12 protein-coding genes are annotated in these 11,859 nt (G+C 71.4%); 7 read left to right on the forward strand and 5 right to left on the reverse strand.

The window, feature by feature from the left end:
- Positions 1-4 precede the first annotated feature (4 nt).
- Positions 5-874, reverse strand: a complete 870-nt coding sequence (locus ACFHPP_RS04385; RefSeq protein ID WP_437162040.1) for a branched-chain amino acid aminotransferase — start codon at positions 872-874, stop codon at positions 5-7.
- A gap of 111 nt (positions 875-985) precedes the next feature.
- Here ACFHPP_RS04385 and ACFHPP_RS04390 point away from each other — a divergent pair, with 111 nt between their 5' ends.
- Together ACFHPP_RS04390 and ACFHPP_RS04395 are read left to right on the forward strand one after the other, a co-directional pair.
- Positions 986-1,270 (forward strand): UxaA family hydrolase, encoded by a 285-nt coding sequence (locus ACFHPP_RS04390; protein WP_437162041.1) that lies wholly within the window; start codon positions 986-988, stop codon positions 1,268-1,270.
- A 13-nt stretch (positions 1,271-1,283) separates the two neighbouring features.
- Positions 1,284-2,459, forward strand: a complete 1,176-nt coding sequence (locus tag ACFHPP_RS04395) for a UxaA family hydrolase (RefSeq protein WP_437162042.1) — start codon at positions 1,284-1,286, stop codon at positions 2,457-2,459.
- On the opposite strand, the gene ACFHPP_RS04400 is transcribed toward ACFHPP_RS04395, so the two are convergent.
- Entirely contained in the window at positions 2,444-4,357 is a 1,914-nt protein-coding gene (locus tag ACFHPP_RS04400) for an AI-2E family transporter (RefSeq protein ID WP_437162043.1), read from the reverse strand. The genes ACFHPP_RS04395 and ACFHPP_RS04400 overlap by 16 nt on opposite strands.
- Positions 4,358-4,539: 182 nt before the next feature.
- Between ACFHPP_RS04400 and ACFHPP_RS04405 the strand changes: the two genes are divergently transcribed.
- Positions 4,540-5,451: a class I SAM-dependent methyltransferase gene (locus ACFHPP_RS04405; RefSeq protein WP_437162044.1), complete on the forward strand. Its 912-nt coding sequence runs from the start codon at positions 4,540-4,542 to the stop codon at positions 5,449-5,451.
- A 25-nt stretch (positions 5,452-5,476) separates the two neighbouring features.
- Here the strand turns inward: ACFHPP_RS04405 and ACFHPP_RS04410 are convergent, their stop codons facing one another.
- The 3 genes from ACFHPP_RS04410 to ACFHPP_RS04420 all read right to left on the reverse strand — a co-directional run bounded on the left by ACFHPP_RS04410 (position 5,477) and on the right by ACFHPP_RS04420 (position 7,490).
- Positions 5,477-6,193 (reverse strand): hypothetical protein, encoded by a 717-nt coding sequence (locus tag ACFHPP_RS04410; RefSeq protein ID WP_437162045.1) that lies wholly within the window; start codon positions 6,191-6,193, stop codon positions 5,477-5,479.
- Positions 6,194-6,333: 140 nt separating this feature from the next.
- Positions 6,334-7,131: a dienelactone hydrolase family protein gene (locus tag ACFHPP_RS04415; RefSeq protein ID WP_437162046.1), complete on the reverse strand. Its 798-nt coding sequence runs from the start codon at positions 7,129-7,131 to the stop codon at positions 6,334-6,336.
- A gap of 59 nt (positions 7,132-7,190) precedes the next feature.
- A complete protein-coding gene (locus ACFHPP_RS04420) occupies positions 7,191-7,490 on the reverse strand; it encodes a hypothetical protein (RefSeq protein WP_437162047.1) in 300 nt (99 codons plus the stop codon).
- A gap of 794 nt (positions 7,491-8,284) precedes the next feature.
- Here ACFHPP_RS04420 and ACFHPP_RS04425 point away from each other — a divergent pair.
- The 4 genes from ACFHPP_RS04425 (at position 8,285) to ACFHPP_RS04440 (ending at position 11,858) form a co-directional block, all read left to right on the forward strand.
- Complete coding sequence (locus ACFHPP_RS04425) at positions 8,285-8,584, forward strand: helix-turn-helix transcriptional regulator (protein ID WP_437162048.1); 300 nt, start codon at positions 8,285-8,287, stop codon at positions 8,582-8,584.
- Positions 8,585-8,674: 90 nt separating this feature from the next.
- Positions 8,675-9,661, forward strand: coding sequence for a Bug family tripartite tricarboxylate transporter substrate binding protein (locus tag ACFHPP_RS04430; protein ID WP_437162049.1), 987 nt, complete (start codon positions 8,675-8,677; stop codon positions 9,659-9,661).
- A 20-nt stretch (positions 9,662-9,681) separates the two neighbouring features.
- On the forward strand, positions 9,682-10,689 hold the full coding sequence (locus ACFHPP_RS04435) for an Ldh family oxidoreductase (protein WP_437162050.1): 1,008 nt from the start codon (positions 9,682-9,684) through the stop codon (positions 10,687-10,689).
- A gap of 5 nt (positions 10,690-10,694) precedes the next feature.
- Positions 10,695-11,858, forward strand: a complete 1,164-nt coding sequence (locus ACFHPP_RS04440; RefSeq protein WP_437162051.1) for a 2OG-Fe(II) oxygenase — start codon at positions 10,695-10,697, stop codon at positions 11,856-11,858.
- Position 11,859 lies beyond the last annotated feature (1 nt).

Consider the following 11,859-nt stretch of genomic DNA (forward strand, 5'->3'; position numbering starts at 1 on the left):
GGCTTCAGGCCGCGACCTTCGGCAGGATGCGCCAAGTCTCGGCCGCCCAGTCGAAGTACAGCGTGCGCGCCTTCTGCGCCAAGGGCCCGGGCTGCATGTCGCGGCCCTGCCAGTTGGAGCAGGGCAGAACCTTGCCGTAGTTGCCGGTCGAGAAGATCTCGTCCGCCGTGTCCAGCTCCTCCGGCTTCACGGCGCGTTCCTCCACCGTCACGCCGGCCTCGCGCAGCAGGGTGATGACGCGGTGGCGGGTGATGCCGGCCAGGAAGGTGCCGTTCTGTGCCGGGGTCACCACGCGGCCGTCCTTGGCGAACATCAGGTTGGCGTGGGCGAATTCCGCGACATTGCCGATCGGGTCGCACACCACCGCCGCCTCGAAGCCTTTTTCATTCGCGAAGGATGCGGCGCGGGAGCCGTTGGGATACAGCGCGGCCGCCTTGGCATCGGTCGGCGCCTGGTCCGGCGCCGGGCGGCGCTGTGGCGCGAGGCAGGCCGAGAATCCCTTGTAGGGCGGCAGCGGCGCGTCATAGATCGCGAGGATGAAATCCGTGCTGTCCGGGTCCGGCCGCGCCGCGCCCAGGCCGCGGCGGACGAAGAACATCGGGCGGATATACAGCTCCGCCTCCGGCCCCATGCGGCGGATGCCTTCCCGGCACAGCTCCTCGATCTCGGCCGGCGTGCGGGTCGGCTTCATCAGCATGTTGCGGGCGGATTGCACGGCCCGCGCGCAGTGCAGGTCGAGGTCCGGCGCGATGCCCTGGAAGGAACGGCCGCCGTCGAAGATCACGCTGCCGAGCCAGAAGCAGTGGTCCATCGGCCCGATGATCTTCGGCTCCTCGGTCGACCAGGTGCCGGCATACCAGTAGACGCCCGCCATGATGGCTGTCCCTTTTCGTGTGGCGGCAGCAATGCCACGTCCGGGGGCATGGTTGAAGGGGGCGCCGCGCGCGCCTAGGCTGCCGCCGGTTAGCGAATTCCGGGGGGACCGATGCAAATCCATTTCGTCGTCCATGACGAGGGCGACAGCGTGGGCGTGGTGGTGGTGGAAGGCCTGAAGGCCGGCACCAGGCTGAATGGCTGGATCATGGACCAGGACAAGATGATGGAGTTCGACTCGAAGTCGGACATCCCGATCGGCCACAAGCTGGCGATCCGCCCCATCGCCAAGGGCGACACCATCATGAAGTACGGCACGGATATCGGCCGCGCGGTCGCCGATATCGGTGCCGGCGAGCATCTGCACGTGCACAACGTCAAGACGAAGCGCTGGTAAGGGAACGCGACCGATGGGCCTGAACCTGAGAGATGCCAGCTTCGAAGGCTGGCGGCGCGAGAACGGCCGCATGGGCGTGCGCAACCACGTCATCATCCTGCCGGTGGACGACCTGTCCAACGCCGCGGCGGAAGCCGTCGCCAACAACATCAAGGGCGCGCTGGCCATTCCGCACGCCTATGGCCGCCTGCAATTCGGCGCCGACCTCGACCTGCATTTTCGCACATTGATCGGCACCGGCACCAACCCGAACGTCGCCGGCGTCATCGTCATCGGCATCGAGCCGGGCTGGACCGGCAAGATCGTGGAGGGCATCGCCAGGTCCGGCAAGCCGGTCGAGGGTTTCGCCATCGAGCAGAATGGCGACATCAACACCATTGCCAGCGCCTCCCGCGCCGCCTACCGGCTGGTGAAGCACGCCTCGAAGCTGAAGAAGTCCAAGGCGCCGCTGGTGGAGCTGTGGGTCTCGACCAAGTGCGGCGAAAGCGACACCACCTCCGGCCTCGCCTCCTGCCCCACCGTCGGCAATTCCTATGACAAGCTTTGGGCCAACGGAAATACACTCGTTTTCGGCGAGACCACCGAACTGACCGGCGGCGAACACCTGGTGCTCGCTCGCTGCAAGACGCCCGAAATCGGGAAACAGTTCCAGGCGATGTTCGACCGCTACCAGCGCGTGGTGGAGGTGAACAAGACCAGCGACCTGTCGGACAGCCAGCCCACCAAGGGCAACATCGAGGGGGGGCTTACCACCATCGAGGAAAAGGCGCTCGGCAACATCACCAAGATCGGCAAGAAGTGCACGGTCGACGGCGTGCTGGACAAGGCCGAGGTGCCGACCCATTCGGGCCTGTGGTTCATGGACAGCTCCTCCGCCGCGGCGGAGATGGTGACGCTGTGCGCCGCCTCCGGCTTCGCGGTGCACACCTTCCCGACCGGCCAGGGCAACGTCATCGGCAACCCGATCCTGCCGGTCATCAAGCTGACGGCGAACCCGCGCACCCAGCGCACCATGTCCGAGCACATCGACGTCGACGTGACCGGCCTGCTGCAGAAGCAGATGAACATGGACGAGGCCGGCGAGGCGCTGCTGGATTGCATCCTGCGCACCGCGGACGGCGAACTCACGGCGGCCGAACTGCTCGGCCACCGTGAGTTCAGCCTGACGCGGCTTTACGAAAGCGCCTGACCGGGCGCCGGCACCCCTTGCTGGGTGCCGGCCTCTGCCGGAAGCAGCCGCAGCGCGGTGCGCGCCGCGCCGCCCACTTCCAGCTCCACCGCGGCGGCGCCTTCGGCCCGCAGCGCCTCCGTCAGGCGGTTTTCCGGCGCGCCGATCACCAGCGCGGCCGTCACCGAATCCGGGAAGCGGCGCTTGAGCCGGCGCAGCAGGTAGCGCGCGGCGGCCGCCGAGGCGCCGCCCTCCACCGTGCACAGCCAGGCCTGGCGCACGCCGGAGGGCTCGAAGCCGGTCAGGTCGCCGCCGCGCAGCAGCTCGGCCGGCGCCGCCACGGCGCCGAAGCCGCGCTTGCGCAGCACCTGCGCCAGCATCGCCGCCACGGCCTCGTCGAAGGGACCGCGACCAGCCAGGCAGATCACCGCGCCGGGCTGGGCCAGTGCCTCGGGTGCGGGCGGCGGATCGGGCGGCGGAGGCGGCGGTGCGTCGTCGCCATCCGGCTCGGCCAGGGGCTTCTGCGGCGCCTGGTCGTCCTCGACCTCCTCCTCCAGATCCTCGACCAGCGAGGCGACGCGGGCCCGCACCGCCACCAGACGTTCCTCGGCGAAGCTGCCGCGCAGCGCATCGGCCTGCGCCAGGGCCAGGGCCGGCAGCGCCACCTCGTCGTAGTAGGCGGACAGGCGGTGGTCGCGCAGCATCGTCTCCGCCTGCTCGCCCAGCGCATCGGCATCGCCGGCCAAAGCGCGCTGGTAGAAGGTTTCGGGCGGGTCGAGCGGTGGTCGGTCGCCGAGGGCCACCTCCAGGAACTCGAACCGCTCCACATGCCGCCCGAGCACCACAAGGCACACGGTCAGCGGCACCGCCAGGATCAGGCCGATCGGGCCCCACAGCCAGGTCCAGAAGGTGGCGGCGGCGATCACGGCGATGGGCGACAGGCCGGTGGAATGGCCGAAGACCAGCGGCTCGAAAACCTGGCCCATCAGGCCCTCGCCGATGGCGAACAGGATCAGCACCAGCAGCGGCATGGTCCAGCCCGGCTCCACCGCCAGCGCCAGCAGCAGCGGGAAGGCGACGGCGACGATGGTGCCGACGAAAGGCACGAAGCGCATCAGCCCGGCCAGGATGCCCCACAGCACCGGCTGCGGCACGCCGATCAGCAGCAGCGCCAGGGTGATGACCACGCCATAGGCGGCGTTCATCGCGGTCTGCGCCAGGAAGAAGCGGGACAGGCGATAGGCCGCATCGTCCATCGCCGCCATGGTGCGGTGCAGGTCGTCGGCGCCGACCAGGCGGATCACGCGGTCGCGCAGATCCTCCCGGTACAGCAGCACGAAGACCACCAGCACGACGACGATGCCGAAGGTGGCCAGCGGCAGCAGCAGCGGCTCGATGATGTTCTGCAGCAGCTCGAACGGCCGCGGCGCGGGGGCCTGCACCTCGACCAGCAGCGGCGGCACGGCATTGGCGGCCGCCGGTTCCGGCCGCTGTGCCGCGGCCTGCTCGGCCCCATCGGCCAGGCCGCGCAGCATCTCCTGCGCCCGTTCCAGCATGCCGCCGCTGGCGTTGACCGAGGCCAGCTTGCGGTTGAGCTCCCATTGGTAGATCGGGATGTCGGTGGCCAGTTCGCTGAGCTGGCGCCCCATCACCAGCCCCAGCATGCCGATGACGGCGACCGCCGCCAGCACCGCCGCCAGCACGCCGACGACGCGCGGGATGCCGATGCGGCGCAGCGCGCGGGCGATCGGCGCCAGCACGAAGGACAGCAGGACGGCCAGCGCCAGCGGCACCAGCAATTCGCGCGCGAAGTACAGCACGGCGACCACCACCAGCGCGGCCTGCGCAATGGCGCCGCCATCCTTGGGGACGCCAGCCGGGCGGACGCGCCGGTCCGCGATGGGCGGTAGCTTGGGCATTGAAGTTCGGATCCTTGGGTCGCGCGGGGCAGCTGTGCTGGAACCGGAACGCCGCCGCACCGGTCCGGGTTCACGCATGGCAGCCCGGTGCCGACGTTTCTTCACGTATTTTCATCCGGGCCGGCGGGTTTCTGCCGGCGATGGGGAGGACAAGGACCGCGCACGGTGCCAGATGCCAGGGCATGCAAGCCTCAGCGCCCCCCGTCGAGCATCCGGCTCCACCCGCCTATGCCGCCGGAGCGCCGGTGCCGTGGTGGCTGAAGCTCGGGGTGAAGCTGGTGCTCGGGGCGCTGCCGGTGCCGGCGGGCGCCTGGCGCGCGCTCGGGCTGCGCCGGCATTCCTTCTTCGCCGCCGATCCGGCGCGGCTGGTGGCGCCACTGGCCGGCCGCGCCCAGCGTTTCGCCGAACTGGCCGGCCGGCCCCCGCGCGGGGTGCTGGAGGTCGGGCCGGGGGCGATGGTGCTGCGCGCGCCGGTGGCGGCGGCGCTGGGCTTCGGGCCGGTGTGGTACCTGGATGTCGAGGATTCCGCGCCGCGCGACCTGGCGCCGTATCGTGCCGCGGCCGAGGCGGCGCGGGCGGCGGGGCTGGTGCCGCCCGACCTGTCCGGCTGCGCCAGCCGGGCCGAAATCCTGGCAGCCTGCGGCGCCCGCCTGCTGGTCGGCGAGACGGGGGCGCTGGCCGCGGTGCCGGACGCCTCGGTGGACCTGGTCTTCTCGGAAGTGGCGCTGGAGCATGTGCGCCGCGACGACCTGGCGCCGCTGCTGGGCGCACTGCGGCGCGTCACGGCGCCGGGCGGGCTGGGCCAGCACGCGGTGGATTTCCACGACCACCTGGGCGGCCGGCTTCGCCACCTGGCCTTCACGCCGGAGTTCTGGGAGGGGAGGGCGGTGGCGCGCGCCGGGCTGTACTGCAACCGGCTCGGCCTGTCGCAGATGCTGGCGGCCTTTGCCGCCGCAGGTTTCAGGGCCGAGGCGGACAGCCAGCTGGTCTGGCGCCTGCCGCCGCTGCCCAAGGGCGGCGCGCATCCCGCGCTCGGCCGCGCGCCGGAGGATGACCGCATCTGCCACGCGACGATCGAGACCCGGGCGGGCTGATCACCCGCCCCGGCCCCGCGGCGCCTCAGGGGCGCGTCGTGGCGGCCCGCGCGGCCTTGCCGGGCGCTGTCCCGTCGGCACCAACCGCGCCACAAGCCTCGGCGGCAACGCCAGGTGCCGCACGCTCCGGCGTCGTGCCCATGCCCCCGACCAGGGCGGCCAGCGCGCGGCACAGCAAGGCGATGCGCGACGGCGCCTGTTCCTGCGCCGGCAGGGGATGTCCGAGCGCGAAGACCGGCGGGCCGCCGCCCAGCGCAACCGCGGCGACGTAGCGCGGCCGGTCCGGGTCCGGCAGGCCGGCCTCCGGCCGGTGGAGCACGTCCAGTACCGCCGCGCCGCCAGTGCCGTAGCCGATGGCCACCACCAGCCCGGCGCCCAGCGTCTGCGCCATGGCCTCCAGCGCGCCGCGCGCACTTTCCACAGCGCTGGCATGCTCGCCATGCGATGCGTCGCAGCGCAGCGGCACGAGTTCGAGCACCGCCGCGTGTTCGGACAGCAGTGCCGACACCAGCAGGTCGTACGCCGCATCGCGCAGCGGTCGCATCGTCAGCAGGACAATGGCGCCATCGCCCACCTGCCAGGATGGCGGCAGGTTGAGCAGCATGCCCGTGCGGCAATCCGGGCTGGCCGCCGATGTCACCTCGAGATGGTGGAAGGTGGTGTACTCATCGGCGAGGACCGGCGCCGCGGCGAGGCCGGCGGCGAAGGCCAGGGCCAAGGCGGAAAGACGAGATGGCGTCATGGGCTTCCTCCTGTCACGGCGCGGGCGCCAAGGGTCGGCAGACCCTCGATCGGCTGCAGGAAGGCTGAGGCACGGAGCGGGCAGGGACCCGGGGCTGTCGAGGCCGCCTCGGCCCGACCGGATTCTAGCAGCGTTGGATTTCACGGCCGTTGCACCGCCAGGGTCGCGGCGAAGAAGCTCGCGGCATGGGCCGAGGACAGTTCCGCGGCCTCGTGCCAGTAGCCGACGGATACCAGGAAGCCGGGCCTGCCGGGCCAGGGCAGCTTCAGGGCTTCATGCGGGCCGAGAGGCGGCAGGTCCCAGGCATATCCGGCACCCTCGTACTGCCGGCGGCGCACCGGCGCCGTGCGGGCGAGGTGGGCCGTGGCGCCGATGCAGTCGGCGGGCGGATTGGTCGGATCCGCATCGCCGTGCAGCAGCAGGATCGGCATAAGCAGCCGCGCGCTGGTGGCAGCCAGGCTCGCGGCGAGATCGCCGCAGCCGGGATAGAGCAGCGCCAGGGCCGCAACGCGCTGGCCGTGGGTGGAACTCGCGGCGACCAGGGCTGCAACCCGGCCGGCGGAACCGAAGGCGAGGAGGCCGACCGCCGCGTCGGCGAAGTGCGGATCCTCGGCGAGAAGGTCGATGATCGTGGTCAGGCGATCGATTGCGGCAGCCGTTTCGTCGAGCGCCACCGCGGGCGAGGCCCCGTCCGCGGAGATCGACTGCATCTCCACGTGCAGCACCGGGATTCCGGCCGCGGTGATCTGATCGCCGTAGCGCCAGCCGCGATGATCGATGCCGGAGGAGTCATGGATCGCGATGACCACCGCCGGCGGCGCTGCCGGCGCAGCACGATCGGACGACCACAGGATTCCCACGGCGCCCACATTGATCTTCGTGCCGGCCGAAGCACGCCCGGCGCTGACAAGTGTGCAGCCGAGAGCGACGCCGATCATCAGGCAAAGGGCAACCCGGGCGCCATCCCGGCAGCGCGGCGGGACCTTGCGCCGAGGCGTCATGAATCGAGCCGCATCGTATGGACGGCCCCGGCAGGAGGACCGTGAATGCGTCGCCAGAGGACGGACGCCAGCGTCACGACGACGTTCCACGCCCGGGCGAGCGTCACGCGGAGGAGGGTGCCGCCATAGGCACGGGCGGCGGCCTCGACATCGATGGGGTCGGCATGCCGGACCGCGGCGCAGACGCGCATCCGTGCCGCCTCGACCACCTCTGCGCGATGGGCTGCATGCAGCGGGTCATCACTGTGGAGGCCTTTCGTTACCTTGACGGAAAAAATCTTCTCGGCTGCGCGCATGACGACATGCTCCAAAGCTCGAAGCAGGTTCCCACACCAAAATGTCCTGCGGTTGGGCTATCGTCGGCAGCCGCGTGCATTCCTGCCGGATCTGTCCGGGCGCTGCGCTTTCTGTCGGTTTCCTCGCAACCGAATGGTCATGGCCAGCTCAGGCGGAACACGCGGCTCGAAAGGGGCGACCCATGGTAGTCACCTGGCTCTGGCTCGACACCGGGCGGCTGGCGCATCTCGACATCTTCCGCGCCAGCAGTTCGGCGGAACTCGACGGCGGATTGGGCACAAGCGTACGTCTCCCGCCGTCGAGCCCTGTCCATCGCCACACGCTGCGGGACCGTGCGCTGTGGCGCACGCAGTTCGAGGCCCTGGTCTCCGGCATGGCGACCCGTGGGGCCGGCGCCATCCTGGCGAGCCATGGGGATAGTCGCTTCGCGACCGGCGTCTCGATCGGCGGCGAGCGGGGCGATTCCCATTGCTGCACGACGCTGCTGCACGGCCACCTGGCGCTGGACGGCATGGGCAGTCCCGTGACGGGCACGGTGGCGAAGGGTCTGGTCCTCCGCCCCGACGCACGGGTCCGGCCCATGACCAGCGATGCCTGCGCGCGCACCAACGTCTTCATCAGGGCTTCGGATGCGGGACTTCGAGCGGCTGGAAGGCAACGCCGTCGCACTGGCCTCCGTCACCGACCCGCTGGTGGCGCTGGTCCTGCAGGCCGTGCCGCACAACTAGACGGATCAGCTGCAGAGAGGCCCTCCAGTACGACACCGGCCCATGTCCGGCGTGCGGAGGATTTCATGCCCGCGCCGTGCACGAAGCCGCTCCGCATCGCCGAGGTCGCCGCCGCAGCCGGATGCAGCGTCCGGACGCCGGAGATCGTGTTCCGGCAGTTCCGCGGCACGACGCCGCTGGCGGCGCTGCACATGCTGCGGCCGGAGCAGGCGCGTGCCGCATTGAAGCGCGGTGCGGCAGGTGCCTCCACCGGGATTGTCACGGCCCGGTACGGCTTCACCAACCCGTCGCGATTCAGCGCCGCCTTCCGCCGACGCTTCGGCGAGACGCCATCCGAGACCGCCCGGTCCGCGGCGCGATCCTGAAGCCGGGGTCGCCCATCGGCAGATTTCCGTGGATGGCGCCGCGCGCGGCTGCCACTCTCGGCGGAACAGGACGCTGCCATGGGAGGCTTCATGATCCGCCAAATTGTCCGGCGCCGCACCACGCTTGGCCTTGCCGCGATGCCCTTCCTGTCCCGCACGGGGCAGGCGCAGCAGCCCTTCCCGGAGCGCAACCCGCGCTACATCGTGCCCTTCCCGCCCGGCGGGCTGACCGACATCATGGCCCGCCTGGTGGCGCAGAAGCTGGGCGAGATCTGGAACCGGCCCGTCGTGATCGACAACCGCGCCGGCGGCAACGCGCTGATCGGCGCCGACGCCGCGGCGAAGTCGCCGGCCGATGGCCACACGCTTCTGGCCATCACCCTGACCCATGCGGTGAACGCCACGCTGTTCCCCAACGCCCCCTATGATTTCCGGCACGACTTTTCCGTCATCTCCCTGCTCGGCTCGCTGCCCTTGGCGGTGGTGGTGAATGCGGAGAAGAACCCGCGCGACGACCTGCCGGCGCTGGTGGCGCGCAGCCGGCGCGATCGGCTCAATGTCGGATCCTCCGGCACCGGCTCGCCACCGCATCTGGGGCTGGAGCTGTTCCGGCGCGTGGCCCGCGCGGGCGAGAACATCGTCCACGTGCCGTATCGCGGCGGCGCACCTTCCGTCACCGACCTCGCCGGCGGGACGCTGGACATGATGGTCTCGAACCTTCCCGAATGCCTGGCGCAGATCCGCGGCGGCCGCTTGCGGGCCCTGGCGGTGACCAGCGCGGAACGCCACCCGCTGGTGCCGGAGGTGCCGACAGTGCGGGAGATGGGCCTGCCGGAACTCGAGATCACCAACTGGACGGCGGTGCTGACCAACGCCGCGGTGCCGCCCGCCATCCTGGCCCGGCTGGAACGCGACGTGATGGCGGCGATCGGCGATGCCACCGTCAGCCAGCGGGCGCGCGACGGCGGCTTCCAGGTGCTCGGCTGGGACAGCGTGCGGTCCACGCAATTCGTCCGCGCGGAGACGGAGCGCTGGGCCACCCTTGTCACGGAGGCCGGGATCAAGCCGGATGCGTGAAACCGTCCGGGACTGACCCGATGCCGCGCCTGACCCTCGCCGAAGCCGAAGCCCTCGCCACCGCAGCCCTTGCCGCCGCCGGCGCCAATCCGGCGATGGCCGCGCCCACCGCCCGTGCCCTGGTGGCGGCGGAGGCGGAAGGGCAGGGCGGCCATGGCCTGTCCCGCGTGCCGCAATATGCCGGCTTCCTGGCCAATGGCCGGGCCGATGGCGCAGCGGTGCCGGCGGTGGTGGCGGAACGCGGCGGCGCGGCGCTGGTCGATGCCCGGCACGGCCTGGCCTATGCGGCGCTGGATTTGGCGGTGGCGGAGGCGGCGCGGCGCGCCCGCAGCCACGGCGTCGCCTTCATCGGCATCGCCAACAGCCACCACGCCGGCGCCATGGGCCTGCCGGTGGCGGCGCTGGCGCGGCAGGGGCTGGTGGCGCTGGCCTTCACCAACTCCCCGGCCGCCATGCCGGTGCCCGGCGGCCGCCGGCCGCTGATGGGCACCAATCCCATCGCCGCCGCCTTCCCGCGCCGGGACGCGGCGCCGCTCATCATTGACATGGCCCTGTCCGAGGTGGCGCGCGGCAAGATCATGGTGGCGGCGAAGGCGGGGAAGAAGATCCCGCTCGGCTGGGCGCTGGATGCCGAGGGCAACCCGACCACGGATCCGAACGCCGCGCTGTCGGGCGCCATGCTGGCGATGGGCGGCACCAAGGGGGCGCTGCTGGCGCTGGTGGTGGAGTTGCTGTGCTGCGCCCTGACCGGCAGCGCCTTCGGCTTCGAGGCCGATGGCTTCTTCACCGAGGAAGGCAACCGCCCGCGCCTCGGCCAGGCGCTGCTGGCCATCGACCCGGGCGCGCTGGGCGGGCAGGACAGCTTCGCCGAGCGGATCGAGTTCCTGCTGGCCGCCATGCAGGGCGACCCCGGCGTGCGCCTGCCCGGCAGCCGCCGCGCCGCCCTGGCCGCCCGCGCGGCGGCGGAGGGGCTGGAGGTGCCCGAAGCCCTGCTGGCACAACTGCGCGACCTGGCCGGAAAGACCTGAGACCCATGCAGACACCTGCCTTCACCGTGGGCGAACCCGTGGCGTCCTTCCATGCCCGGTCCAGCACCAACCCGCGCTTCGCCTTCGACACCACGGCCGGTCGCTGGATCATGGTGCTGATCCCCGGCTCCCTCGCCACGCCCGGACTTTCGGAGCGGCTGGCCGCCATGGTCGGGCCGCATGCGGCGCGGCTGGATACGCTGCACGCCTACATGCTGGTGATCGGCACCGACCCGGCGGACGACCAGGCCCGCCGGCTGGTGGATGGCCCCGGCCGCCGCGTGTTGTGGGACGATGACGGCAGCGCCCGCCGCGCGCTGCGGGCGGTGGAGGGCGATGGCACGCTGCGCACCGGCTGGCTGCTGCTCGACCCGATGCTGCGCGTGTTCCGCGTCTGGCCGCTGGACCGGGGGGCCGAGGCGATGGAAACCCTCGCCGCGCTGCCACCGCCGGCCGAGCACGCCGGGGTGCCCGTCGTGGCGCCCGTGCTGGTGCTGCCGCGCGTCTTCGAGCCCGCCTTCTGCCAGCGCCTGATCGCCGAGTATGAGCGCATCGGCGGCGGCGAAAGCGGCTTCATGCGGGATGAGGGCGGCCGCACCGTCGGCGTCATGGATGCCAGCCACAAGCGCCGCCGCGACGCCTTCCTCGAGGACGAGACGCTGCGGACGCAGATCCGCGCCCGGCTGAACGCCCGCCTGGTGCCGGAGATCCGCCGCGCCTTCCAGTACGAGGTGACGCGGCTCGAGCGCTACGTCGTCGCGTGCTACGATGCGGCCGACAGCGGCTTCTTCCGGGCACACCGGGACAACACCACCAAGGCCACCGCGCATCGCCGCTTCGCCGTCACCATCAACCTCAACACCGGCGAGTATGAGGGCGGCGAGCTGAATTTTCCGGAGTTCGGCCCGCGGACCTATGTGGCGCCGGCGGGCGGCGCTGTGGTGTTTTCCTGCTCACTGCTGCATGAGGCCCGGCCGGTGGCGAAAGGGCGGCGATACGCCTTCCTGCCGTTCCTGTATGATGAGGCCGCCGCGGCGGTGCGCGAGGAGGGTGCGAGATTTCTGGGTTCGAACGACGCTTTACCCCAAAGGGTGACCGAGGCCAGGGAGACCGGGTCCAGGGAGACCGGGTCCAGGGAGACCGGGGCCGGGGCGAGGGCGGAGGCCTAGG

This window comes from Falsiroseomonas sp. E2-1-a20, from assembly GCF_051433195.1.
GTDB lineage: Bacteria > Pseudomonadota > Alphaproteobacteria > Acetobacterales > Acetobacteraceae > Falsiroseomonas.